This window comes from Kitasatospora sp. NPDC008050, from assembly GCF_042957465.1.
Classification (GTDB): Bacteria; Actinomycetota; Actinomycetes; order Streptomycetales; family Streptomycetaceae; genus Kitasatospora.
In genome coordinates this window covers 214,479-238,359 of the sequence record NZ_JBIBIJ010000011.1, presented here as the reverse complement: position 1 = coordinate 238,359, position 23,881 = coordinate 214,479, and the positions used below count along the sequence as shown (strand labels likewise).

Below are 23,881 nucleotides of genomic sequence, written 5' to 3'. Positions count from 1 at the left end.
GCCCAGCAGACGACGGCGGTCGGTCGAGGAGCACGAGGAGAGGTGCCCGGAGCGGCTGATCGGGGACCTGGGTCGCAAGACCCGGTCGGGTGCATGCCCACGCAGGTTCGAATCCTGCCTTCTCCGCCCGGCCAAGGAGAACGAGCGCCCGAACGGCGACCGGCTACGCGCTGTCGCCGTTCGGGTGAGCCTTGCCCGACGCGGCACCGGTGTGACCACCGCCGACCCGCTGACGAGGGCGAGGGCCGTTTGCTGGTCAACCGCCGCTCGGACCGACGGGCTACTTCCGCTGGAACAGGGAGGTGGCCTGCCCCGGCTCGGCGTCGATCCGGTACCCGGTCGCGGTTTCATGCTGCCCCAAGGCCACCTACGGCTCGGCGGGGGCGCTGCCGCCCTTGGCCCGGGTCGCGTCACCGAATCGCCACGCCTCGATGTCGCGGTACCGGATCGGCCCAGGGCCACGGCCGGTGTTGCTGCCGACCAAGTGGAGGCGCTCGGCCTTCCACGGTCGGCCCACGAACCCGGTGAGCCCGGCCGCAGCCTGCGGCACGCTGGTGGGATCGTCGCGGCGGGACCGTGCCAAGGTCAGATGGGGGCGCAGCGAGCGGTCCCTGAACTCGATCCCGCAGGACCTGACCAGCTCCCGGACATCGGCGGCGAGCAGATGCAGTCCCTCCAGGTCCCCGTCGATCCCGCTCCACAGCAACCGCTCGTCGAAGTGGCCGCCACCGCGCAGGCTCAGTTGCAGGGCGGGGTGCGACGCCGCCCTGCCGGCCAGCACCGACCGCAGCAACGGCACCGTCGCGGAGGGCAGTTCACCGAGGAAGGCCAGGGTGATGTGCCAGTCCTCGATCCGGTTCCACCTCAGCCGCGGGTACCTGGCGTACGCAGGCTCCAGGGCCCGGGCCAGCTCGTCCTTCGCGGCGTCCGGCGGAGCCAGCGCCACGAAGACACGCAGGGTCGAGGGTTCAGGGTGATCGTCCACCAGGGATTTCTAGCATCTCGCCACTGCTGGTGTTGTAGCCGACCACGGCGAAGTAGTGGCTTTCGCCTCAGGTTCCGCCGTCCCAGGGGGCCTTGTCCGGGTCGACCAGGATCATCATGGCGCGCTTCTTGGTGCTGTCGGTGACGACGTGATCCAGAGCCAGTTTGTTGCCGACGTCGGACTCCAGTCGTACGGGCGGGTGGAGAGGATCCGCAGGAGTTCGCGTTCGCCGGCGGTGATGCCGGTGGCGCGGTCGGGGGCGGAGGCCTGCTCCAGCGGGACGGCGTCCGCCCAGATCCGGTCGAACAACTCGGCCAGAGCGGCCACGATCCCAGGGGTGGTCACCAGTACGGCACTGGGGGCCGGTGCGGCGGGGTCGAGCGGGGCGAGGGCGGTGGCCCGATCGACCAGCAGGAGGCGGTGCGGCAGTGCGGGCGCGGTGCGCAGCTGCGCACCGACGGCGGCCATCGAGCGTCCGTAGGCGAGGGAGCGCGGGTTGGTTCGCGCGCCTTCGTGGCAGAGGGTCTTGAGGGCGACACCGCGTGCGAGTAGGTCCTCGTCCAGGGCACGGGACGCTTCCAGAGCCTCGGGAGGCATCTGGGCGGGGACGATCGAGCAGATGTGGAACGGCACTCCCAACTCCTGGACCCAGATCGGCGGAGCCGCGACGACCTTCGCCGTCGGCCAGAGCCACATCGTCGGCCTCTCCAGCGACGGCAGCGCCGTTTCGGTCTGGAACGGCACCGGCGCTGGCCCCGGCTCCTGGAACGTCATCGGCAACGCTGCCAGCGAACTGGCGATCGGCTCCTGAGCGCCTGACGCTGTCGGGGATCCTGGAAACTCCCGCAGGAGGGGAGGATCCCCGGGGAGGACCGCAGGACATCACCGTCCGCTTCCGCGGGATCGATGTCTTCCGAGGCCCCCGCGATGTGGTCACGCCTGGCAATAGATCTTGTAGAGCCAGGAAGGTGAAGATCCGCGTGGCAAGGCCGTCGACGTACAGTCCGGAGTTCAGCTCCGACGCGGTCGCGTTGTGGCGGGCGGCGGCGGGCAGGCGGACGTTCGAGTCCGTCGCCGACGACCACAACATCAACCACGAGACCCTGTGCACCTGGGTGCGCGAGGCCGAGGGGACACCGCCCTCCGGCGGCGGGCCGCACGGCGGCGGGGCGGAGGACGAGCGACCGCGTGGAAGGCCGGCAAGCGGCGGACCTACCGCCCCTGGATCCCTTCTCCGAACTTGACCACGGGGTGCCCCAGGGCTTCGGCAAAGTCGGAGTGAGGGGTCGTTCCAGGTGGGTGCAGGTTGTGCTGGTGTCCCAACGCCAACCGCTCGGGTGACGGGGCACGCGGCCCGCAGCCATCGGCGCGTGCTTTGGCTGCCGCCGTGCCGGCACCGCTGACCCGGATCTGGGTACGCTCACAAGCATGTCCACCTCTGCGCTGTCCTTTGGTTCCGCTGCCCGCCTGTACGACTCGATCCGGCCCGCCTACCCGGTGCGGGCGGTCGATTGGGCCATCGGCGCCAAGCCGATGCGCGTCCTGGATCTGGGGGCGGGCACCGGGCTACTGGCCGGTGTATTGCGCGCCGGCGGCCACGAGGTGATCGCGGTCGAGCCCGACGAGCGGATGCGCGCCGTGGCCGCCGAACGCCACCCAGGCACGCAGGTGCTCGCCGGCAGCGCCGAGGACATTCCGTTGCCGGACGAGTCCGTCGACGCCGTCGTGGTCGGGCAGGCATACCACTGGTTCACTCCGCAGGACGCGCTGCCGCAGATTCACCGGGTGCTGCGCAAGGACGGCGTCTTCGCTGCGATGTGGAACATCCGTGACGATCGGACCCCGTGGGTGGCAGCGCTTTCCGGCATCGTCGGCAACGAGGGATACGGCCTGGAAAGTGTCTGGCAGTACGGGCCGGTGACGCCATGGTTCGCCGAACCCGAACGTGGCTTGATCGAGCACACCGTGACCGTCCCGACGGACCGGCTGATCGACCTGGTGCGGTCCCGCTCCTCCTACCTGACCGCCGACGCCGCCGAGCAGGCCCGCTTGGACCGAGAGATCGGCGAGTTGGCCGCCACCGACCCGGCCCTGGCCGGCCGCGACAGCGTCGAGATGCCCTACCGGACCTGTGTCTACCGGATGCGGCGGGTCTGATTCCTGGCCAGCGGCCCCGGCGAAGCGCATGGCAGTTGCATCCGTTGGTCCCCGTGGAGAACACTGCGGCCGAGCTCGTCCTGGTAGTCGGCGGAGACGACCGGACCTGGCCCTCTCTGCCCGCCGCACAGACACTGAGGGACCGTCGGGTGGCAACCGGGCTTCCCACCGTGCTGGTCGAACAGCTTGCTGCCGACCGCCGTCCCCGCCTCCCGGGAGAGGGACCAGCCGCCCCGTCGACACATCTCCGCCACGGGGGGACCGAAGCGGAGGATGCAGCTCTGGGGCCCGTCGCCCAGACGCTTGATGCTCGCACCAGCGCCGGACTACGTTGGCGGCCGGCAATGCGGCGGTTGGCCGAGACCCAGGCACTGACCGACCGGGCCACCGCAGCGTTCCGGGAGCGTCACGGCCGTCCGATGCCCGAGGACAACGTCCGGCTTCTTCAGCGGCGGGCCGAGCACGCGGCCCTCACGAGATTGCTGGATACGATCCGCGCCAAGCCCGGCCGGGCGGTCCAGGGCGCCGGCTGCGGCACCGCCCCCACCAGGCCCGTCTCTCTTACCCTCGGTCTCGACCGTCACCGAAGGACCCGGCCGTGAGTGACGCCCGCACCGAGCGCACGCAAACGCTCACCACAGCCGCGAAAGCGAAGCCGAAGGCCAAGACCCAGCCGCCGAGCAGGCCATCCGGCGGCTGATCGAGCACGGTGAGGCGATCACGGGCTGAAGCGGCGGCACCGAGAAGAAGTACAGGCCCTGCGGGACGCGCTGGAGCAGGCCCATGGCGAGAACCTCGACCTCCGCCGCGAACTCGCCCGCCGCGGCGGGGCTACAGCGGCCCGTCAGTGACGGTCGACCCGATCAGCCAGCCATGCCGCGTGCTGACGGATGCGGGAGAGATCGTCGGGAAAGCAGCTTTCCCAGCCCTCGTCCAAGCGCATCCATGCCACCGGCTGCCCGGCCTCCGCGACCAACGAGGCTGCCGCATCAAGGATCGCGGCATACGACAACCCGAGGGTGACCGGAAGGTCCGGGTGATAGGAGCGAACCGCAACGGCTGCCGGCTCGGGCAGGAGTTCCGCCCGAAGGCCCGCCTCTTCGAAGAGCTCCCGGATCGCGCCCTCGCGCGGCGTCTCTCCGGCCTCGACCTTCCCGCCGGGCGGAACCCACCCCCGCCAACGGTGCTTCACCAACACCACCCGGGCGAGATCCTCGTCGAACACCCAGACCTCGGCTCCAAGAGGCTCCATCGGCCCCTGCCGGGCATCGGCCAGCCATTGGCGAGCCCCGTCAAACTCGGCCACCGCCCGCCGGGCATCGATGACTGCAGCCTCAAGGGCCCGCTCGTCGACCACATTCCGAACCATCGGGCCAACATACGGTGCCCCACCGACAACGACGCCACGTCACACCGATCTCATGAAGGTCTCTACCAGCAGCAACATGCCGAATCTCAAAGTAGGCGCCGCCGTCCTCGCCGTGGGCGCCGCCGCTTGCGTGGCCCGCTCGCTGCCCCGCCGTCAGGACCCGCCGCCAGGACCCGCCGTCAGGACCCGCCACTCACACCACCGGCCAGCAGCACCTGGGTGATCGGGGAGCGCCGACCGGCGTCCAGCGACACCCGGTACAGGCCGGGCGCGCCGAGACTGACCGTCCCGCTCACCGCGCCCTCCCGACGGGCGAGCGGAATGCCGACCGGCCTGCGTTCGGCGGCAATGTCCTGCACGGTGCAGACCAGCCCGGCGCTCCTGACGGCGCCCCGGACGGTGACGGTCCATCGGGAGCCCACCTCCACCAGGTCGGGCAGGTCGAGCCCGAGGTCGCCGTCACCCATCGGCGGGCCGAGCGCGTGGTCCTGCTCGGTGAGTACCGCACAGACGTGCTGGATGGCCGACTCGTCCTGCCCCAGCGCGCCGTGCGCCACCGGCAGATAGGTGATCGCCGGGCCACCGCGCGAGGCGGCCGGCAGGTGGACCGTGCCGTCCCCGGCCAGATCGGTGCGCAGCGGCCGGTCGTCCGCACCCCGCCGCAGCCCGCCCTCGGGCCGGACGGTGAAACCGAACTGCTGCGGGTGCGCCACCCCGTCGGCCACCCGCACGCTCTGCACGGTCGGCTGCCCGACCCCGACCACCGCGCGCAGGCCCGGCACCGCGACGCCGTCCAGCAACCGGTGGTACCGCCGGGCTGTCCGGGCCAGCTCGGCGTCCCCGCCGAGTTGGCCGACTCCTTCAGGGGTCAGCGGCTCGACCGTGCGCCCCTGGTCCAGGCAGGCGAACCGCGGCAGCAGGTCGTGCACGCCCGGCAGCGTCACGGACAGCTCGCGCATCCGCTGCCGCGGCAGCACGGGCGGGCCACCGAGACCCGAGTTGAGGATCGTGACGGCCTGCACGGACCCGCGGTAGGGGGTACCGAGGGTGACCACCGCCCGGGTGAGCCCGCTCAGTTCGGGATCCTCGTGCAGCGCCCCCAGCGTGACCAGCCCACCCATCGAGTGCGCCACGAAGACCAGTTGGGCCGGCTGGCCGGCGCTCCGCTGCGCGGGGTGTGCCTGCCACGCCGTCAGGTGGTTCCGGGCGGCGAGAGCCAGTCGGGCGCCGTTGACCGCTACCGGCAGCCGCCAGTCGTACCCGAACTCCAGCACGGCGGCCGGGTCCGCGACCACGTTCGCGATCCCGGCCAGCAGCTTGGTGTACGGCTCGATGCCGCGCAGGAACGGTGCGTACCCGACGGCCCGGAGCAGGCCACCGACCGCCACCCGCCCGTACTCGCCGGCCCGCTCGGCCGGGGTCAGGTGCAGCGCCTCCAGGCCCAGCGGCCCGGTCCACGCCGCCGCCAGCCGCACCGGCGACAGGCCCCAGAGCAGTCGCCCGCTCGCCGCTTCACGCAGTTCGGTCCCCATGATCCCCGGAACCACCACCACAGCGTCCGAGGTGATCGGACGGTGCGTCAGGTCTGCCATGGGAGTGCACAATACCCCCTATGGACGACGGGGGGAGGCGCCGGCTGATCGTGCTCGCGGTGCCGGACGGCGATGCGGACTTCACCGCCGGGCTGGCCGAGCAGGTCGAGCTGGTGCGGTCGTGGTGGCACGGGTCCGGGCTCGACGGCTGGGCGTTCGAGCTGGTCATGGCCGATCCGCCGGCCGACCGCGAGGCGGTGGCGGACTTCGTGCGGCGGGCTGGGCTGCGGGTGGCCGGGCCGGCCGAGGTGCTGGTGGTGTTCGTGGTCGGCCACGGGTTGGTGAGCAGCTCCGGGCGGCACTTCCTGAAGCTGCCCGGCACCGATGCGCTCCGCCTGGACGGCACTGCCTTCCGCACCTCGGATCTGATCGCGGCCGCCCTGGACTCGCTGGCCGAGCACGTCCTGGTGATCGTCAGCGCCTGCTACGCGGAGGCGGTGCAGGCGGACCTCACGGCCGTCTGGCAGGACCTCAGCTGGCGCCGCCGGGCCGAGGCGGCACTCACGGTGGTGGCCGGTACCGCAGCCGACGAGGCTGTCCAGGTCCGGGTGTTCACCGAGGTGCTGCAACGGGCGCGGGAGCAGTTGCTCGACTCGGCGGGCATCACCGAGAAGTATCTGTCGGCGCAGGAGTTCGCCAAGGAACTCGGCCGTGCCGCCCGCCGGATGGGGCTGGGAAAGTCGCTCGCTCCCCGGCTGCTGCTGCCCACCGATGTGGTGGAGCAGCGCACTCTCGCCCTGCCCAATCCGGGCTACCGGGCGCCGGACCGGCTGGTCGGCGAGGCGCTGCGCGAGGTGGCGCAGGAGTGGGCCCGCTGGGCCCTGCGCCCGGCACAGCGGACGGTGGTGGCTCGCGATCAGCTCTCCACCGCGCTCGCACGGTTCCTCAAGGACGGGCGCGGAACCCTGGTGCTGGCGGGTGCGGCGGGCAGCGGGAAGTCCCTGCTGCTCTCCCGTCTGGTGGCGCTGAGCGACCCGGCGCTGCGGAGCGACCCGCGCTACGCCGGGCAGCTCGCGGCGCAGCCGGAGCCGACGCTGCCGCCGGCCGGATCGGTGGACGTGGCCGTGCACGCGCGCAACCGCGAGGTGGCGGAGCTGCTCGTCCTGCTGCTGGAGGGATTGGGGCAGACGCCGCTCGTGCCCGGTGGCGGGGACCGGATCGGCGCGCTGCGCGAGCAGTTGCTGGCCGTTGTGGCGGGTGCGGGGCGGACCGTCGCCCTGGTGCTGGACGGGATCGACGAGGCGCGCTCGCCGTACCACCTGACGGCGCAGCTGCTGGTGCCGCTGGCGGCCCGTGCGCGGGACGGTTCGCTGCGGCTGCTGCTGGGGATGCGGACCGGGACCGGCGAGTCGGTCCTGGACCGGCTGCTGGACCGGGCGGACATCCTGCGCACCGACGGGCCCGGGACCGAGACGCAGATCGCGCGGATGCTGGGCGACCATCGTCCCGGGCGGGCCGCCGAGCTGGCGCACCGGGCGACACCGTCCTTCCTGGAGGCCGCGCTGCTGGGCCGCTCCGAACTGACGGCAGACCACCTCGATTGGCCGGACGCCGGGTCGCCCTCCGAAGGCGCCGACGACGCGGCAGAGCGGCTGGCCCGGCTCACCGCCGCGCTGGCGGCCGAGATCCGATCCGCTGCGAGCGCCGAGGTCCCGGCCGAACTGCTGTACGCTCTGCTGCGCTCCAGCGCGCTGGCGCCGGGCGCGGGCATCCCCTGGGCGGAGGTCTGGCCGGCCGCGGCGGCGGCCCTGCTCGGTCATCCGGAGCCGGTACCTGACACGGCCGTCCACCACCTGCTGGACAGCCCGCTGGCCGGCCTGCTGGCCCGCGGCACCGAGGACCGCCGCACCGTCTACCGTCCTCGGCACGAGCGGCTCGCCGCGGCCCTGCGGCACGGACTCGACCTCGTCGAGGCGCACCGGCGGATCGCCCTCGCGCTGCTGGCCACCGCGCGACCCGATGAGCCTCCACACCCTTATGTGGCGCGCCGGCTGGCACAGCATGCCGAGCTGGGCGGGGTGCTGGACGACGAGCACCTGCCGCCATGGCTGCTGGTGCACGACACCAGCAGCGCGGTGCGCGGGCTGCTGGGGCTGCCGGTGATGGACCGGCCCGCGCAGCTGTCGCTGTCCGCCTGGGCACGGATCGAGCCCTTCCTGGACGGGGTGGATCTCCCCGCGCGCACCGCCAGCCTGTGCTTCTCGCGGTTCGCGGTCACGGGCGAACTGCTGGAGCTGCCCGGCACGCCGGTGCGACCGCTCTGGAGTCACTGGGGAGTGGCGGGCAATGTGCTCACGCGGACCGCCGAGCCGCTGCGGGCCGTGGCGGCCTTCGTCGCGCCGGACGGACGGCCGCTCCTGGCCACGGGTGGGGCGGACGGTGCGGTGGGGGTCTGGGATCCGGCCGCCGCCGAGGCCGTCGGCGAGCCGATGACCGGGCATCAGGGGGGTGTGCGGGCGCTGGCGGCGTACGAGCTGGCGGACGGTCGGGTCCTGCTCGCCACGGGCGGCGAGGACGGTACGGTGCGCCGGTGGGACCCGCTGACCGGGTCCGCGGTGGGCTCCGCGCTGACCGGGCATCGGGGCGCCGTGCTGGCGCTGACGGTGTATCAGGATGGGGGACCGCGCCTGGCCACCGGGGGCGAGGACGGCGTGGTGCAGGTCTGGGACGGCGCCTCGGGGGCGCGGCTGGCGGCGCTGCGCCGCGACGGGACCCAGCGGTGGGTGCGTGCTCTGGCTGCGCATCAGGACGCGCGTGGACGGCCCGTGCTGGCCGTCGCGGAGAACGACTCGCTCTGGCTGTGGGATCGGGAGCGCGGATGCGAGCACCTGGTCGCGGACGAGCATCACGAGTCCGCGCGTGCGCTGCTGTCCGTGTCCCAGTACCCGCCGATGCTGGCGATCGGCGGCGACGGCCGTCTCTTCCTGCGCCTGGCGACCGGAGCCGTGCAACTGGTCGCAGACGATCCCCGGGAGGGCTGGGTGCGTGCTCTGACGCTCGCCGGTCCGCTTCGCCCCCCGCTCCCCGGAGAGCGGGGGGCGCGGGGAGAGCGGGGGGCGCGGGGGGAGCGGGGGGCGCGGGGGGAGCGGGGGGCGCGACCGCCGACGGGCCGGCCCCTGCTGCTGGCCCGTGTCGGGGACAGCGGCCGCATCGCTCTGACCGAGCTCGGCGACAGCCCGCGGACCCGGCGATTGCCGACCGGCCACGAAGGCGGCGCGCTGGGCCTGGCGGCCTACCGGCTCGACGGGCGGGACCTGCTGGCGACCGTGGGCAACGACGGGACGCTGCGGATCTCGGACCCGCAGCGGGAGGACCGGCTTTCCGCCAAGCAGGAGCTGACCGACCTGAGGTACGTCCGTGTTGCCGGGCGCCTGCTGCTGGCCGTCTCCGGCAACACACGGCGCGTCGGACTCTGGCTGTTCGACCCGCGGACCGGGGAGGGGGTGGGCCTGCGACTCGCCGGGATCACCCACCGGGCAATCAGCTGCTGCGGCGACGGCGAGTGGCTGGCAGCCATCACCGGCCGGTCCGACCTCTGGCTGGAAGGCCCGGACGGGAGCCTGCGGTCCGTCGCCACCGGTCACCCCCGCGCCACCGCCCTCACCGCCCTGGGCCCCGACCTCCTCGCCACCGGCGGCAGCGACCACACCATCCGCCTGTGGAATCCGCACACCCTTGAGTGCACCGCCGAACTCCCGGACACCACCTGGACCCGCGCCCTCGCCCGCTACGGCGACCGGCTCGCCGCCACGGGTGACGACGGCTCGCTGCGGTTGTGGAACCTAGCCACCCGCACCGCCGTCACGCTGGGCACCCACCCCTCCCCCGGGCGCGCGCTCGCCGTCCTCCCCCATGGCGTACTCGCCACCGGCCACGAGGACGGTGCCGTCCGGCTCTGGCATCCCGGGCGTGCCGCACCCGTACTGGCCACCGGCCACCGCGGCCCGGTCCGCGCACTGGCCGCGCTGCGCAACGGGCTGCTCGCCGGCGGCGGCGAGGACGGCACCGTCCGGTTCTGGGACCCGGCCGCCGGCCGCGCGCTGCTCACACTGGTCACCGGCGCCCCGGTGCTCGCCCTCGCCTGCGACCCGGACCCGACCGACCCCGCGGCCCCCGATCTGGTGTTCGGCGGCCTCGCCGGGCTCGCCGCGATCCACTGCGACCTTCAGCTGATGCGGTGAATTGACGGTGCGTCAGAGACCGGTGCGCCGGTCCGCTACAGTTGCCCGAAATTCCGCCACTCTCATGAGAGTCGAGGAGGATGATTCCGCCTCTCAAGGTCAACTTCGAGCATCTGCGCGAGCACGAGGAAGAGCTCGCCCGGGTGTGCGGAGCCCTGCAGGACCACCTCGACGAGGTGCAGTCCGGCGGCGCCAGACTCGCCGAGTTGTGGACAGGGGAGTCCGCCCGCGCCTTCCAGCAGGCCTTCGCCGAGTGGACCGCACGGGCCACCGACCTGCGTGCCTCGTTGGAGCGCCTGCGCACCGTGATCGAGACCGCACACGACAACTACGCCGACGCCCGGCGGGCCACCCTGCGCATCTGGGGTGGTCAATGACCAGTACGTTCGACAGCGACGACTACTACCGCACCGCGTTGGCCTTCGCCCGTGCCCAGGACGCGATCGGCGACCTGCTCGGCGACCTCGCCCTCGGCCTCGACCAGAGCGCGGGCATGGCCGCGGGCCTGCACACGGCACCGTTCGCCGACCTGTACGACCCCGCGGCCCGGCTCACCGTGCGAGGGCTTGCCGCCGCCCACTTCGCGCTCGGCGAGATGGCAACGGCATTGATCGACACCGTCAACACCTGGCTCGCCGCCGACCACGCCGGCGACGCTCTCACCGTGCACGCCACCCCGCTGCTGCTGCCCGGTCCCGGTCGGCCACCCGCCGTCAGTCGCCGCCTGCCCCCGCTCAGCGGGTCGCCGACGGGCGAGCCCGCGGCGGAGCTGCTGGCCGGCGCCTCAGCGACCTGGCGGCGCACCGCCACGGTGGTCACCGACCAGGCGGCCGGACTGACCACGGCCATGAACGTACTGGGCGAGCGTTCCAGCGGCCCGGAGGCGGACGCGGCCGCGCGGCACTGGCTCCTGCTCGGCGGACACGCCCCCAGCCTGCTGCTGACACTGGAGGACGCCTGCGGGGTGCTCACCGAGGCCTGCTCGGACCTGGCCTTCCTGGTCGGCGACAGCCGGCACTGGGTCGACCGCGAACTCGGCCTGGCGGTGGCGGTCGGGGCCTGGCGGAACCGGCTGCAGGAGATCGCCGATGTGCTGTACGACGCACCCAGGCTGGTTCCCCGACTCGGCACGCCCGACCCGGCACCGACTCCCCTGCCCGCCCTCGACGAGTCGCCCACCCGCGCGCGGCTGCGCCGGGCGGCCAGGAGCATCTCCCGGCCGCCGCAGCTCGACCCGACCCTGGAACTGGTCGCCCTCCTCAGCGGCGGCCGGTCCCTCTACAACGCGGCGGGCGACCCGGGCCAGCTGATCACGCTGCCGGGCCAGGGCAGCACCGAAGTCCATGTGCTGGGCGGGGACGACTCGTTGATCCAGATCGTCGGCCCGCGCCGGATGCGCCATCTGGAGCGGCTGGTCTGCGGTCTCGAGCTGCTGCGCGCCGTCGCCATCACCGAAGGGGCACCGGCCAGGGCATACTTCCCAAGAGGGGCACCGGACCAGGCGGTGGACGAGGCCCTGCGGCTACTCGGCTCGCGGCGGGTCCACCTGTTCACCGAGTCGCCGGTGCCCGACCTGTGACGAGGGGGAGGGATGAGCGACGGCTTCTTCCTCTGGTACCGCGCTCCGTGGTCCCGCCAGGGTGCCGCGGCAGTGCTCAGGGCGCTGGCCACCAGTGAACTGACGTACCGCAACCCGGAAACCGGCGCCGTCACGCTGATCGCCCGCGACGCCGCGGGCCGGATCCGCCGGCAGGAGGCCACCGAGACGGAACTCCTCGACGCCCTCCTCCTGACCAACGCCGACCGGGCCGACTTTCACCTCTGGCTGCCCGACGGACTCGACGTCTTCACCCTGGTCCGACGCGGGCCGACCGGGCTGGTGGTCGACTTCGCCCTGGACGGGCTGGGTGATCGCCAGGAGCAGGCGATCGCCGCCCTGGTCAGGGTGGCCGGCCGGCCGCAGCGAAGTCTCCAGGGATTCGTACTCGACCGCACCGGCCGCACAGCCGCAACCGACTGGAACGCCGTACTGGCCGGCACCGAGCGCCAACTTCCCCACTGGCCCGACCTGCTGGCACTCCCCCACCACCACGCCGAACGCCTCACCGGCCCCGACCCGTGCCCCTCGGCGTACCAGGACGGCCCGTTGACCGTCCTGGCAGCCCGCTGACCGGCACCGTCCGCGAGCCGGCTCACCCGATCGCCAACACAGAATCCGCCACGAACGCCCAGCCCGCGCCCCCATCGCGCTGTGCAGGGAACGCACCTTCCACACGCGCAGTCATACGCGCAGGACGCCCTCTCCGGTACGTGAGTCGGGCCCAAATCTCCTCCTGAAAGGCATGACATGGGCAACATGGGCAATCCCCTGGACCACGGTGCCGACGAGAGCATCACGTGGCACAAGTCCAGCTACAGCGGTGAGCCGTCCGGCAACTGCGTCGAGGTCGGACGCCACCCGACCGGCACAACCGGCACCGTCCCCGTCCCCGTCCACGACACCAAGGACCGCGAGGGCGGAACTCTCACCTTCTCCCCCGAGGGCTGGACCGCATTCATCAGCGGCATCCAGGCCGACGACCCGCAGTTGACCGGCGGCCTCGCCTAACGGAGACAGGGCAGTGGGCTTCGACGCGCAGCGTCAAGGCTCACATGTTCCTTGCGCCGAATTCGGACGTCAGGCAGCCACTGACTGAAATGAGGTTGGGTGCGGCTCCTTTTGAGGGAAGGTTGTTGATCGGGCGCCGAGTTGGTAGTCGCGCTGGTCGGGGTAGGTGCGCTGGTGCCCACGGGGGTGATGGTAGTCAAGGTCGCTGTCGGTGTGCACGACACGGAGTTTGAGGACGGCTTCGGCGCCGGTCAGGCACTGATCGAAGCCGATCGGCGAGGCGCCGACCGGTGCGGGGTGCGGTCCGGCAGAGGGGCCGGACCTGGGCAGAGGGGGTCTGGTCGGGGCGGACGTGGAGGCGCTGGGCACGACGGCCCCCGACCAGTTGATCCGGCTGTTCAGTTCACGCAGCTGGGCACCAGGACTGCGCTGCCAGCGCAGTTGGTGGGCCTGTTGTGCTCCACCGCGCTGTATTTCAGCGCCACCGTGCCGGCGTTGTTGTTGATCCCGCCGGGACGGGTGCTGGCAGTGTTGTGCTCGAGCACGGTGCCGGTGAGCGTGACGGTCCCACCGTTGTTGGTCAGGCCACCGCCCTGGGCGCCCGTGCCGGTGGAGGTGTTGCGTTCGATCAACAGCCCCTTGGTGCTCAACGTACCCTCGTTGTAGACACCACCGCCCTGGGCATCGGTCCCCTCTGTCGAGTTACGTCCGATCACTCCACCGTCCATCGTCACCCTGGCGGCTGCTCCCTGGTTCGCGATGCCCCCGCCCACTCCCGGCGTGCTCCCCTTCGCTGTGGCCGTGTTGTGTTCCACCCGGGTGTTGTGCAGGTTCACCCTGCCGGGGTTGAGGTTGTAGATCCCTCCGCCGCCTCTGAAGCCACCGGTGCTGGCTGCGGCGTTCGAGAAGATCTTGGAATTATCGATCGTCGCCGGGCCGCTGTTGGCGAGTCCGCCACCGACACCGTCGGTGGTGTTACCGCTGATCGTGCTGTCGTCGGTGATGGTCAGGTTGCCCCTGCTCGAGATTCCGGCGCCGAATGCTGCCGAGGTGTTGTCGAGGATGGAACTGTGACGGATCCGCAGGGTGCCAGAGGCGAGGATGAAGAAGCCGCCGCCATCGAAGGCGGTACCGTTCCTCACGACGCTGCGCTGCTGTCGTTGGGTCCCGTCGGATGGTGGCGCCGCGTCCTTCAATGGTGAGTTCCCATCCCGGGCTGCCAGTTCGGCACCGTCAGCACCCCGATGACCTGCCGCTCGGCCCCCGCATACGCGTCCGCCACCCCCGCGGTGGACACCTCACCGGGCCCCACCGGCACCCGGGAGTTCTCCGGCGCCATCTCGGCGAGCACTTCGGCGAACGTCTCCCGCGCGATCCGCAACCGCTCCAGCACCTCCCGAGCCGCACCCAACCTCCCGGACAACTCGGCGAGTTCGGCCTCCAACCCCTCCACACGCACCCGGGCAGCCGCCTCGCGGGCCTCCAACTCCTCGAACAGCGGTTCGGGAACGCGGCCGACCACGGGGTGCGTGAGCCTAGGGCTGCCAGACCCTGCGGCCCTGGCGGCCGGCCGCCGGATCCGGGAGGCGACGGACGCCGCGCGGCGGTCTCCACCTCCCGGGTGGACGCCAGGTTCTGGCTCACCGGGCGCCACCTGGGCGTCGACGACTTCCTGGTGCAGCCCTTCGGGGTGGACGAGCTGGCGGTCCGGGTGCACGCCGCACTCCGCCCCTCCCAGCGGCAGCAGCCCCGGCGGATCGCGCTCGGGCCGGTCGCCATCGACCCCAACGAGCGGACCGTCACCGTCCGCGGCTCGGCGGTCGCGCTGACCCGCACGAAGTTCGACATCCTGCGGATGCTCGCCGACCACCCCGGGACGGTGGTGCGCCGGGAGCGGATCTGCCGCGAGGTCTGGCAGGGGTCCCGTCCCGAGGGCAACCGCAGCCTGGAGGTGCACATCGCCAACCTGCGCGCCAAGCTCGGCGTGCGGGACGTGATCAGGACCGTGCGGAGTGTCGGCTACCTGGCCGCCCAGCCGGACTTCCAGGCCGCCTGACCCCAGCCCGTTTGACGGAGCGTCAACAACTGGTGAAGCATGGGCGGCGTTCGATCAGCTCTGCCCCGGAGGGCCCCATGCCGTTCCTGCGGCGCAAGAAGGACGAGAACCTTCCGCCCGAGGTCCGGTTCGTGCGGACCGAGCGGTCCGACACGGCCACCTACCACGTCCACAGCGGGCCCGACCGGCAGGCGGCGCTGACCTTCCTACGCCGGAACCCGGTCCCGGACGAGCTCGTCTACACCATCGTGGAGACTCCGGAGGGCAACTTCGGCCGGGACCTCATCTACCTGTTCCACGAGGCGGACGGCTCGACGATCGAACTCGCCGGGCGGCCGCGGGCCCAGCAGCCGACGCCGTCGGACACCCGCTGCGGCTGGTGCTCCTTCTTCGTCGTCCCCACCACCGTTGCGATCAACGACCAGTGGGCCGGCACCGTTCAGGTGTACCGCACCTACGACGAGCTCGCCGCGCTGGTGAAGACCGGGGGCGGATTCCACTGCCGCTCCTGCTCGTTGCTGCAGTGCGCCGTGTGCAGCGGACTGGCCGACGCAACGAGCCGGGCCCGCGAACCGCGCTGCCTGGCCTGCGGCGGCGGGGTCTCGGTCCACGAGAAACTCGGCGCCCCGAAACGGCCGTTCGCGCACAAGCCGGCGGACCCCGAGGACGACCAGGTGCTCACCCTGCCGGCCGACCCGCTGGGCGACGAGCTCTGGGGGCTGGCGCCGCTGCCCGTGCCGTGGCGCATCGACGTCGCGGCCTTCCTCGCCCGGCCGGAACTGCCGTACCTGTGGCCCGAGAACGACAGGTACACCGGGTACATCGGCACGGGCGAGCGGGCCCAGCGGATGCTGCGTGCCAGTTGGACCAACGTCTTCCTGCACCACCCCAACCCCGATGTGGTGCTCCAACTGCTGCGCACCGCCCCGCCGGACGGGATGCTGAGCCTGAGCTCGCTCGCCGACCTGCTGGGCTCGCCGATCGCCGAGGCCCACGTCAAGGAGGAGGCCGCGCGGGCCTTCTGGCAGCTGCCGGACGGCGGGGTCACCTACACGCTCAACGTCCTGCTGTCGCGCGGGACGGTTCCGTCCGGCTACGACACCGGCTCGGTCCACCAGGCGGTCGGCCTGCTGCGGGCGGCCTGCCCGCAGGGGCGGCTCGGCTGGTTCGACACGCAGTTGGCCGGCCCCGAGGACGACTGACCGCCGGGACCCGGTCGGCGCGCCGTGCGAGCGCCTCAGACGCCGATGTGCACGTAGGAGGCCCAGAAGAACGGGTTCCGGTTGCCGTCCGGGCCGCCCTCCCGGACCCGGCGGACGGCCCGGTGCAGGGCGTGCGCGGCCCGGCCGGGGTCGAGCGCGCCGTCCGCGGTCCGCAGGTCGGTGTAGAAGTCGTCAGCGACCCGCACGGAGAGCTGGTCGTCCACCTCCCAGAGGGTGCTGACGACGTGCGGGAATCCGGCGACGTGGAACGCCGAGGCGAGGTGCAGGGACTCGTCGAGCAGCTGCACCGGCCGGGTCGCCGCCGTGCTGCAGGCCGACAGGTAGGCGAGCTGCGCCCCTCGGAGCGTGACCGGGGTCAGGCTCGCGGCGGTGAGCGGGTCGCGCTCGTGGTCCTGGAGCAGCAGTCGGCTGCGCGAGGGCTGGGCCGGGTCGGTGCTGCCGTGGCAACAGAAGTGCGCGATCGGATGGTCGGCCAGCCGGTCCAGCACGGAGTCCTTGGTCGGCTCGGCGGTGCCGCCCAGCGCGGTCTGCGTGCCGGCGAGCACGGTGAGTCCGGGCAGCTGCCGGCGCAGCACCGCGACCTCGTCCGCGACGAACGGCAGGCGGCCCAGACCGGGCAGGCCCGGCGTGGTCGGCATCGCCACCACCACGGCGCGGGGCTCGGCGGCGACCGGCCCGGCGGGCACGGCAGCGGAGGCAGCGGCAGAGGTAGAGGCAGAGGCAGACTGGAAAGTGGACGCGGACCGCCGACCGTGGACGAGCGTGCGCAGCGACGGCGTGTAGGAGGAGACCACCCGGTCGACGACCGTGCGCGGACGCTCCTCCTCGTCCGCCGTGGCGTGGTGGCCCGCTGCATGCAGCGGCAGCAGGTTCAGCAGCCCGCAGGGAACCCACCACACCCGACCCCAACTCGCCCCGTCGGTCGGACGGTTCGAGTGGCCCAGGCTCTCCAGGACGGGCCCGGCCGCGACGTCCCACAGCCAGGCCAGCACGGCCAGCATCCGGGCCCCGGCGTGCTCGTCGCCCGAGCCGTCCCCCACCAGGATCGAGTTCCGGGCCGCTAGGAACGCAGCCACCCGGGAGGCCAGTTCCGGCTCGCCGAGCTCGGGCAGCGGCAGCGCGGTGACGCCGGCCGGGGTGACCAGCAGGGCATGGCTGCCGTAGGCGGTGACGTTGAGGACCGCCACCGGACCAGCCTGCGCCGCGCCGACGAGGTCCTCGGGCCGGGGCGGCAGGCCGAACGAGCCGAACCCGTCCAACGCCCTGATCCGGTCCTGGACGGCGGCGAACTCGGCGGCGAGCTCGTGCCGTTCACGGACCTCGTGGCGCTCGCGGAACTCGGGCCGCTCACTGGGCTCGTGCCGTTCACGGCCACCGCCGTCGGCCGTCGAGCCCGCGTCCGCGTCCGCGTCCACGTCCGCGTCCACGTCCGCGGCGGTCGAGTAGGTGCCGGTGTCCCACGGCTGGTCCAGCCGGTCCCGGAGTTCGACGAAGCGCTCGGCCAGCTCCGGTCGCGCACGGCGGAGTTCCGACAGGTCGTCACGCCCGTCGAGGGCCTGGCTGATGATCACCGCGCGGCCGGCCTCCAGCAGGCTCAGGGCACGGCGCGCCCGGTCCGCCGCGGGCAGTCGCGGGTCGGCGAGCGCGAGCGCGGCGGCCTCACCCGCCAACCCGGCCAGCCCGCCCAGCGCGTACTCCTGATCGCTGCGCACCAGTCGGCGGGGGCTGACGCCCGGCAGCAGCCGCACCGCCTCCGCCAGCAGGTCCGCCGCCCGAAGCGGGTCACCGGCGGCGACCAGGTCGGCCGCGGCCGACCTGGCGGACCCGAGGCGCTGCCGCACCGGTGCCGACTGCACGGCCACCGCCTCGATGTCCACGGCCAGTGCGGCGCTGCGGTCGGCCGCGGTGCCCGTGCGCGCGTAACGCTCCCGCAGCGCGGCGCTCAGGTTGGCGAGGAACCGGGAGCGCTCTGGGTGGTGCTCGGAGATCAGCGCGACACTGCTTCGGCCGGCGGCGACGGCCTCGTCCAAGTCGTCGGCGCTACCGGTCCGTTCGAACCGCTGGGTGAGGCAGTGCGCCAGGTTCGAGTAGTACCGGGCCAGGTCGTCGTTCCGGTGGCGGGCCGCCGCCACGGCCCGCCGGGTGGTCTCGATCCCCTCGTCCAGGTCCGCGAGCCGGCCGCCGTGCCGGAACCTCGCCAGCAAGGCGTTGGCCAGGTTGGACAGGTGCATCGCCTGGTCGGAGCGGTGCACACCGGTCGCCACGGCCTCCCGGCCGGCGGTGATCGCCTCCTCGATGTCCTTCGGGTCCCGGGTCCGCTGGGCGCGGGCCCAGAGCACCAGCCCCAGGGTGTTCAACGTGCCGGCCCGCCGCCTGCGGTCGAGCGACGGGGCCGCCGCCAGCACACGCAGCCGGCCGACCGCCTCGTCCAGGTCGGCGAGCGCGCCCAGCTGCCGGTGGCGCAGGAACAGCAGCCCGCACAACGCCGTTGCGCAGTCCGCCTGGTTCGGCCCGCCGTCCCGCACCCGGGCCAGCCCGGCCCGGGCGAGCGCCACGGCCTCGTCCAGGTCGGCGACGGCACCGGCCCAGCGGTACCGGTGGTCGAGGGCAACCACCAGGGTCCAGGCGTAGCCGGGCGTACCGGTGTTGGCGAGGCCGGCAGCCCCGGAGGCTGCGCCGCGTGCCAGCCGCACCGCCTCATCCATCGGCCCGGCGTCCCCGGTCAGCCGGGTTTGCTGGGCCAACTGCCCTACCAGCTGCACGAGGTGGCCCTCCCGGGTCGGGTGGTCGGCGGGCGTCAGGTCGAGTGCGGCCCGACTGCACGAGATGGCCTCGTCGAGTCCCTCCGCCGTACCGGCGGCTCGGCACCGCTCACCCAGCACCAGGCCGAGCGCGCTCAGGTACGGGGCCCGGCCGTTCTCGTCCTGCGGACGGGCGTTGACGGCCCGCCGGGCGAAGGTGACGGCCTCGTCCCACTCCTCGCCCCGCCCCGTCGCCGCGGCGAGCCGGCCCAGGTTCTGTGCCAGGCGGTGCAGCGCGGCCTTGCGCGAACTGCCGGGCCGGCTCAGCGCGAGCGCCGTGCGGGCCAGGCCGATCGACTCCTCCAGGTCCTCGACCGAGCCGAGGAAGGCGAACCGCGCGCCGAGCGCGGCGCCGAGGCTCGCCAGCGCCGTGTAGCCGTCCGAGGACCGGGTGGGCGGCAGGGCGACGGCGATCCGGGCGAACTCGACCGCCTCGTCCAGGTCGGCCATCCGCTCGGAGACCCGGAACCGCTCCAGCAGCACCGTCCCGAGGGCTGCGAGGCAGCCGGTGTCCGTCCGGGCCAGCGAGACCGCCTCGCGCCCGGCCGCGATCGCCAGGTCGAGATCGACCGGGTCGCCGACCTCCTTGAACCGCGCGTGAGTCGCGGCGAGCAGCTGGTACAGGTACGGCACCCGGCCCGGATCGCCCTCGGGCACCGCGGCGACGGCAGTGCCGAACGAGGCGATCGCCCTGCCGAGTTCCGCTACGGACCGAGTCAGCTCGAAGGCGTCCCAGGCGGAATTTGCCTCCTGGGCATGGGAGGTCGCCGCACCGGGCGAGTGCACCGAGGTGGCCCGTCAGCTCACGGCAGCAGGATCCGCTGGGGATCCGCGCCGATGAGGCCGATCATCCGGTCCAGTTCCGCCGGTTCGATGTCGGCCGGCACCTCCAGCTTGGCCCCGGAGGCGAGTTCGATCACGATCCGCTGGCCCGCCCTGACCGCACCGCGCCCCAGGATCCCGGTGACCAGCGCGGTCAACGCCGAGCTCGCGGCGGCGACGGTCGCCACCAGGACTGCCGGATCGGAGGTCCGGAACCTCGATGCGGGCTGCTCCAACGCCAGCGAGACCCCGTCGCCCCAGGCATCCGCGCCCAGTTCGCCGTGCACGTCCTCAGCCGGGCGCGAATCCGACGCGATGACCACGCGCCAGTGCGCAGACTCCAGCACCATCCCGGGCCCTTCCCTCGAGGAATGATCAACAAGGGCCGCCCGGGCCCCCGTTGGTGCACTGAGTATGGCACGCCGATCACCTGCCACCGTCACTCAGATCAGCCCCTTCCGGATCGCGAACGCGACGGCATGGGTGCGGTTGCGCAACTGGTAACGGGTCGTCACGTTCTGCTGCCGAAGGACGTTCACGGATACTCCACGAACTTCCAGCAGGTCAACGACCGGGTCGGATACATCGACCACACCGACGGTCTGGTGAACCACCGTGTCCTCACAGCGGAAGCGGGCTCGTGGCTGACCGGGCAACTGGGCGTCGACCCGACGGCAGGGGAACTCACCGCTCGCGACTGGCTGACCATGCCGCAACAGCATCTCGCCGAGGTCACTGCAGGCGCGGTGTTCCATGACGATCTCGGCACACTCAGCGCGGCCCGGGAACGGCTGGCCTGGTATCCGGACCAGGTCTGGCGGTACCTACTGGCCTGTCAGTGGCAGCGGATCGCCCAGGAGGAGGCGTTCGTGGGGCGCTGCGCGGAAGCCGGGGATCCTCTGGGTTCGGCGGTCGTCGCCGGGCGCCTGGTGCGCGACCTCATGCGGCTGTGCCTGCTCTTCGGGCGCCGGTATGCGCCGTACGGCAAGTGGTTGGGGAGCGCGTTCAAGCAGTTGCCGGTGGCCGGGGAGTTGTCTGCGTCCCTCCAGGCGACGCTGGCGGCAACCGGCTATCGGGAACGCGCGAAACATCTGTGCGAGGCCTACGAGGTCGTCGCCGTGGTGCACAACGAATCCGGCCTCACACCGTCCCTGGCCACGACCTGCCGCCGGTATCACGGCCGTCCCTATCGGGTGCTGTTCGCCGAGCGTTTCGCGAACGCATTGGTCGAGACGGTCACCGATCGGCAGCTGCGCGAGTTGCCACGAATCGGGAGCGTCGATCAATGGGCGGACAGCACGGACTTCTTGGGCGCGCAGAACCTGCGACACGCTGTGACGGACGCCCTTGCCTGATGCTCCTTCAGTGCGTGATTGATGGTTTCAGTCGTCGCCAGCAGATGATGGCGCAGCCGAGGGTGAGGAAGGCCTGGTGGATGTCGGCGCGGATCTCCCGGCGGATGCGCAGTCGACGGAACCAGTGCAGGAGCGCGAAGGCCGCTTCGACGACCCAGCGGTTCTTGCCCAGGCCGCTGCCGTGTCCGGTGCCGCGGCGGGCGATGAGCGGACGGATGCCCGGCTTGCGGACCTGGCGGCGGTAGATGTCGTGGTCGTAGCCGCGGTCGGCGTAGAGCACGCCGGGACGCTGGCGGGGTCGTCCGCCCCTGCATCCGGACCAGCGGCCACTGGGACCCGTTTGTGCACGGCAATTTCCCTTTCGCGCACCAGCAGTACCCATTCGTACCTGGTTGCGCCCGCCGCGGATGGGATACCTTGCGTAGCCACATGCACATCCCCTGGCGCCAGGGCCTGCGATCGTCCGACCGAGCAGAGGAGACCGCCATCATGACGAACCTGCCGCTGCCCTGTCTGCTGCCCTCGGGTGAGGCATCCCGTTGCGTCGAAGCGGGCCACGGTAACGGGATTGACGGACTCGCCCGAATACGCCGGGCGCCCGCACTGGCCCGGACCGGTGGAGCGTGCTGAATCCGGCGGACACGCCGAGGAGTTGAGCTGCGGGACCGCAGGGTCTCCAGCTCCTGACCGGCATCGGCGTCAGCAGGAGGCGCACGCCCGCGAGGTGGCCGGCGCGCCGTCACCCCTCACCGAGAGCTGCGCGCGCCACCCGGCCCCTCGGTAGGACGCCCCCCACCCACCCGAGTCGTGTTGAGCGCCTGTTGATCACAGTCGGCAAGGGTGAATCCGGGAGATGCGATGCCGGTCATCGTGATCCCTGGGCGAGCGGCTGCTCGGCGGACATGCGCGAATCTCCCACCCTGTCGGCCCTGTTTTCTGGAGTCGGATACTACCAAGGAGTGCATTGACTGTGCTGCGGACTGTCGAGACCATTGATGCGGCCACGCTCCCGGTGTCTGTCGCGATCCACGCCTCGGACCCGATCTCGCAGACCGGGGTGACCACCCAGCTCCGCGAGTACCCGGAGCTGTTGCGCCTCGACGAAACCCACCAGGAGAACGGGCAGGTCGCGCTGCTTCTCGCCGACGCCGTCGACGCGTCGCTGCCCCTGCGGGTGCGCAAGTTGGCCCGTGCCGGGAACTCCCGGGTGGTCCTGGTCGTGGATCAGATCCGGGAGGCCGAGCTGATGGAGCTGGTCACCTGCGGGGTCAGCGCGATCCTGTGGCGCCGGGAGGCCACCGGGAACCGGCTGCTGCGGGCGATCCTCGCCGCCGGGCGGGGGGAGGGCTATCTTCCCGCCGACCTGCTGGGCCGGCTGCTCACTCAGGTGGGGCGGTTGCAGAGCAGCCAGGAGGGGCCTGCGGGAGTCGCCCCGACGGCGGGGATGGCACCGCGGGAGGTCGACGTCGTGCGCCTGCTGGCCGAGGGCAAGGACACCCAGGAGATCGCGGTCAGGCTCGCCTACTCCGAACGCACGGTCAAGAACGTCCTGCACAACCTGATGAACCGGTTCCAACTGCACAACAGGGCCCACGCGGTGGCCTACGCCATGCGTGAGGGCTACATTTAGGGCCCTGTCCAGCGACATCCGGTCGGCTACCGCACCTCGCTCGCCCAGGCTCGGCGCAGTTCATCGAGGTACGGCAGAGCGCCCAGGACGGCGTCCGTGTCTCCCACGAAGTCGATCAGGCAGGCGGTCTCATCGATCCCGATCAGGTCGAGCCGCCGCACCACGGCCAGTGCGTCGTCCACCGTGCCGAACAGGCCGCTGGTCTCGAAGTAGCGGTTGAAGGCCTGCTCCACCATGAAGTCGACGTCCTCGGGGTCGAGTTCGTCCCCGCCGTCGTCGGCGCTGGCCCCGCCGGCCCGGCTGGACAGGCCGACCGAGCTGCGCAGATAGTCACTGAACGGCCGGTGGACGATGCCACGCACCGACTCACGGTCGGCGCCCAGGAAGGTGTGGAGCATCAGCACGACGTTGCCTTCGCCGGCCTGCCCGTGCTCCGCGCGGGCCTCGGCGAAGCAGCGGCGGTATTCCGCGATGCTCGCGGCAAGCTCGTCGATGTCCTGCCCGAGCAGGTGGGTGAGGATCCCAAGGCCCGCGCGGCCCGCCGCCCGGAAGGTCTCGACGCTGCCCGAGGTGGTCAGCCAGACGGGTATCCGGGCCTGCACCGGCGCCGGGAAGATGCGCACCCGGATGGGCTCGCCCCTGCCGTCGGCCAACTCGATCTCCTCACCGCGCCACAGTCGCCGCACCGCGTCGACGGTGTCGGCCGAGACCTGCTTGCGGTCGGCGAAGTTCTCCGGTCGGATGGCGAAGTCACCGCTGTGCCAGCCCGAGGCGAAGGACACCCCCGCCCGGCCCCGCGAGAGGTTGTCGACCACCGCCCACTCCTCGGCGATCCGGACCGGCGAGTGCAGCGGGGCCACCACGCTGCCCGCGCGCACCGACACCCGTTCGGTGACGGCGGCCACGGCCGCGCTGGTCAGGGCCGGATTCGGGTACCCCCCGCCGAACGGGTGGAAGTGCCGCTCCGGGGTCCACACCGCGCTGAAGCCATGGGTGTCGGCGAACCGGGCGCCCTCCATGAGCAGCCGGTAGCGGTCCTTGTCGTGCTGGGATTCGTCCGCGAAATAGAAGAGGCTGAAGTCCACCGGGTTCCTCCGTGGTC

General features: G+C 72.3%; 21 protein-coding genes, 1 tRNA gene and 1 pseudogene. 13 read left to right on the top strand and 10 right to left on the bottom strand.

The features are described from left to right. Positions 1-36: 36 nt before the first annotated feature. A tRNA-Cys gene (locus tag ACFZB9_RS22950) sits at positions 37-126 on the top strand. 241 nt (positions 127-367) lie between these two features. Here ACFZB9_RS22950 and thpR read toward each other — a convergent pair. Together thpR and ACFZB9_RS22940 are read right to left on the bottom strand one after the other, a co-directional pair. Continuing rightward, complete coding sequence (gene thpR, locus ACFZB9_RS22945; RefSeq protein ID WP_391449883.1) at positions 368-985, bottom strand: RNA 2',3'-cyclic phosphodiesterase; 618 nt, start codon at positions 983-985, stop codon at positions 368-370. Between the two features lie 114 nt (positions 986-1,099). After that, positions 1,100-1,618, bottom strand: coding sequence for a hypothetical protein (locus ACFZB9_RS22940; RefSeq protein WP_391449881.1), 519 nt, complete (start codon positions 1,616-1,618; stop codon positions 1,100-1,102). Between ACFZB9_RS22940 and ACFZB9_RS22935 the strand changes: the two genes are divergently transcribed. The 3 genes from ACFZB9_RS22935 to ACFZB9_RS22925 all read left to right on the top strand — a co-directional run bounded on the left by ACFZB9_RS22935 (position 1,605) and on the right by ACFZB9_RS22925 (position 3,142). Continuing rightward, positions 1,605-1,796 carry a hypothetical protein gene (locus ACFZB9_RS22935; protein ID WP_391449880.1) on the top strand — a complete coding sequence of 64 codons (192 nt, stop codon included), beginning with the start codon at positions 1,605-1,607 and terminating at the stop codon, positions 1,794-1,796. The genes ACFZB9_RS22940 and ACFZB9_RS22935 overlap by 14 nt on opposite strands. A 118-nt stretch (positions 1,797-1,914) precedes the next feature. Further along, entirely contained in the window at positions 1,915-2,229 is a 315-nt protein-coding gene (locus ACFZB9_RS22930) for a transposase (protein ID WP_391449878.1), read from the top strand. 184 nt (positions 2,230-2,413) lie between these two features. Further along, positions 2,414-3,142 carry a class I SAM-dependent methyltransferase gene (locus tag ACFZB9_RS22925; RefSeq protein WP_391449876.1) on the top strand — a complete coding sequence of 243 codons (729 nt, stop codon included), beginning with the start codon at positions 2,414-2,416 and terminating at the stop codon, positions 3,140-3,142. A gap of 844 nt (positions 3,143-3,986) precedes the next feature. On the opposite strand, the gene ACFZB9_RS22920 is transcribed toward ACFZB9_RS22925, so the two are convergent. Next, positions 3,987-4,499, bottom strand: a complete 513-nt coding sequence (locus ACFZB9_RS22920) for an NUDIX domain-containing protein (protein ID WP_391449874.1) — start codon at positions 4,497-4,499, stop codon at positions 3,987-3,989. A 191-nt stretch (positions 4,500-4,690) separates the two neighbouring features. Beyond that, positions 4,691-6,103, bottom strand: a complete 1,413-nt coding sequence (locus ACFZB9_RS22915; protein WP_391449872.1) for a hypothetical protein — start codon at positions 6,101-6,103, stop codon at positions 4,691-4,693. A gap of 20 nt (positions 6,104-6,123) precedes the next feature. On the opposite strand from ACFZB9_RS22915, the gene ACFZB9_RS22910 reads away from it, so the two are divergent. From ACFZB9_RS22910 to ACFZB9_RS22890, 5 genes are all read left to right on the top strand, one after another. Beyond that, positions 6,124-10,284, top strand: a complete 4,161-nt coding sequence (locus tag ACFZB9_RS22910; protein ID WP_391449870.1) for a hypothetical protein — start codon at positions 6,124-6,126, stop codon at positions 10,282-10,284. Between the two features lie 80 nt (positions 10,285-10,364). Continuing rightward, the gene (locus tag ACFZB9_RS22905) at positions 10,365-10,661 is read left to right on the top strand and encodes a WXG100 family type VII secretion target (protein WP_391449868.1); all 297 of its coding nucleotides are present in this window, start codon (positions 10,365-10,367) and stop codon (positions 10,659-10,661) included. Next, on the top strand, positions 10,658-11,863 hold the full coding sequence (locus tag ACFZB9_RS22900; RefSeq protein ID WP_391449864.1) for a hypothetical protein: 1,206 nt from the start codon (positions 10,658-10,660) through the stop codon (positions 11,861-11,863). The genes ACFZB9_RS22905 and ACFZB9_RS22900 overlap by 4 nt, the downstream gene beginning before the upstream one ends. 12 nt (positions 11,864-11,875) lie before the next feature. Continuing rightward, positions 11,876-12,454: a hypothetical protein gene (locus ACFZB9_RS22895; RefSeq protein WP_391449863.1), complete on the top strand. Its 579-nt coding sequence runs from the start codon at positions 11,876-11,878 to the stop codon at positions 12,452-12,454. 186 nt (positions 12,455-12,640) lie between these two features. Beyond that, positions 12,641-12,892, top strand: a complete 252-nt coding sequence (locus ACFZB9_RS22890) for a DUF397 domain-containing protein (RefSeq protein ID WP_391449861.1) — start codon at positions 12,641-12,643, stop codon at positions 12,890-12,892. 398 nt (positions 12,893-13,290) lie between these two features. Here ACFZB9_RS22890 and ACFZB9_RS22885 read toward each other — a convergent pair whose 3' ends face one another. Continuing rightward, positions 13,291-14,034: a hypothetical protein gene (locus tag ACFZB9_RS22885; protein WP_391449859.1), complete on the bottom strand. Its 744-nt coding sequence runs from the start codon at positions 14,032-14,034 to the stop codon at positions 13,291-13,293. 50 nt (positions 14,035-14,084) lie between these two features. Continuing rightward, the gene (locus ACFZB9_RS22880) at positions 14,085-14,414 is read right to left on the bottom strand and encodes a hypothetical protein (protein ID WP_391449857.1); all 330 of its coding nucleotides are present in this window, start codon (positions 14,412-14,414) and stop codon (positions 14,085-14,087) included. Positions 14,415-14,513: 99 nt separating this feature from the next. On the opposite strand from ACFZB9_RS22880, the gene ACFZB9_RS22875 reads away from it, so the two are divergent. Further along, on the top strand, positions 14,514-14,948 hold the full coding sequence (locus tag ACFZB9_RS22875; protein ID WP_391449856.1) for a response regulator transcription factor: 435 nt from the start codon (positions 14,514-14,516) through the stop codon (positions 14,946-14,948). A 77-nt stretch (positions 14,949-15,025) separates the two neighbouring features. Then, positions 15,026-16,150: a hypothetical protein gene (locus ACFZB9_RS22870; protein ID WP_391449854.1), complete on the top strand. Its 1,125-nt coding sequence runs from the start codon at positions 15,026-15,028 to the stop codon at positions 16,148-16,150. 35 nt (positions 16,151-16,185) lie between these two features. Here ACFZB9_RS22870 and ACFZB9_RS22865 read toward each other — a convergent pair whose 3' ends face one another. Next, positions 16,186-19,758: a CHAT domain-containing protein gene (locus ACFZB9_RS22865; RefSeq protein ID WP_391449852.1), complete on the bottom strand. Its 3,573-nt coding sequence runs from the start codon at positions 19,756-19,758 to the stop codon at positions 16,186-16,188. Between the two features lie 17 nt (positions 19,759-19,775). Continuing rightward, the gene (locus tag ACFZB9_RS22860) at positions 19,776-20,144 is read right to left on the bottom strand and encodes a hypothetical protein (RefSeq protein WP_391449850.1); all 369 of its coding nucleotides are present in this window, start codon (positions 20,142-20,144) and stop codon (positions 19,776-19,778) included. Positions 20,145-20,165: 21 nt separating this feature from the next. Here ACFZB9_RS22860 and ACFZB9_RS22855 point away from each other — a divergent pair, with 21 nt between their 5' ends. Further along, positions 20,166-21,149 carry a DUF4037 domain-containing protein gene (locus ACFZB9_RS22855; protein WP_391449848.1) on the top strand — a complete coding sequence of 328 codons (984 nt, stop codon included), beginning with the start codon at positions 20,166-20,168 and terminating at the stop codon, positions 21,147-21,149. 7 nt (positions 21,150-21,156) lie between these two features. Here the strand turns inward: ACFZB9_RS22855 and ACFZB9_RS22850 are convergent. Continuing rightward, a pseudogene (locus tag ACFZB9_RS22850) lies at positions 21,157-21,453 on the bottom strand (transposase); the annotation flags it as partial. Between the two features lie 666 nt (positions 21,454-22,119). Here ACFZB9_RS22850 and ACFZB9_RS22845 point away from each other — a divergent pair. Further along, positions 22,120-22,779, top strand: coding sequence for a response regulator transcription factor (locus tag ACFZB9_RS22845; RefSeq protein WP_391449846.1), 660 nt, complete (start codon positions 22,120-22,122; stop codon positions 22,777-22,779). A gap of 26 nt (positions 22,780-22,805) precedes the next feature. Here ACFZB9_RS22845 and ACFZB9_RS22840 read toward each other — a convergent pair whose 3' ends face one another. After that, a complete protein-coding gene (locus ACFZB9_RS22840) occupies positions 22,806-23,864 on the bottom strand; it encodes a MupA/Atu3671 family FMN-dependent luciferase-like monooxygenase (RefSeq protein WP_391449844.1) in 1,059 nt (352 codons plus the stop codon). Positions 23,865-23,881 lie beyond the last annotated feature (17 nt).

What these genes read in the sequence shown, in the direction of transcription:
- ACFZB9_RS22935 (WP_391449880.1), top strand. Translation starts at nt 1,605, where the DNA reads ATGTGGAACGGCACTCCCAACTCCTGGACCCAGATCGGCGGAGCCGCG.
- ACFZB9_RS22925 (WP_391449876.1), top strand. Translation starts at nt 2,414, where the DNA reads ATGTCCACCTCTGCGCTGTCCTTTGGTTCCGCTGCCCGCCTGTACGAC.
- ACFZB9_RS22915 (WP_391449872.1), bottom strand. Translation starts at nt 6,103, where the DNA reads ATGGCAGACCTGACGCACCGTCCGATCACCTCGGACGCTGTGGTGGTG.
- ACFZB9_RS22910 (WP_391449870.1), top strand. Translation starts at nt 6,124, where the DNA reads ATGGACGACGGGGGGAGGCGCCGGCTGATCGTGCTCGCGGTGCCGGAC.
- ACFZB9_RS22905 (WP_391449868.1), top strand. Translation starts at nt 10,365, where the DNA reads ATGATTCCGCCTCTCAAGGTCAACTTCGAGCATCTGCGCGAGCACGAG.
- ACFZB9_RS22900 (WP_391449864.1), top strand. Translation starts at nt 10,658, where the DNA reads ATGACCAGTACGTTCGACAGCGACGACTACTACCGCACCGCGTTGGCC.
- ACFZB9_RS22895 (WP_391449863.1), top strand. Translation starts at nt 11,876, where the DNA reads ATGAGCGACGGCTTCTTCCTCTGGTACCGCGCTCCGTGGTCCCGCCAG.
- ACFZB9_RS22890 (WP_391449861.1), top strand. Translation starts at nt 12,641, where the DNA reads ATGGGCAATCCCCTGGACCACGGTGCCGACGAGAGCATCACGTGGCAC.
- ACFZB9_RS22870 (WP_391449854.1), top strand. Translation starts at nt 15,026, where the DNA reads ATGCCGTTCCTGCGGCGCAAGAAGGACGAGAACCTTCCGCCCGAGGTC.
- ACFZB9_RS22860 (WP_391449850.1), bottom strand. Translation starts at nt 20,144, where the DNA reads ATGGTGCTGGAGTCTGCGCACTGGCGCGTGGTCATCGCGTCGGATTCG.
- ACFZB9_RS22855 (WP_391449848.1), top strand. Translation starts at nt 20,166, where the DNA reads ATGATCAACAAGGGCCGCCCGGGCCCCCGTTGGTGCACTGAGTATGGC.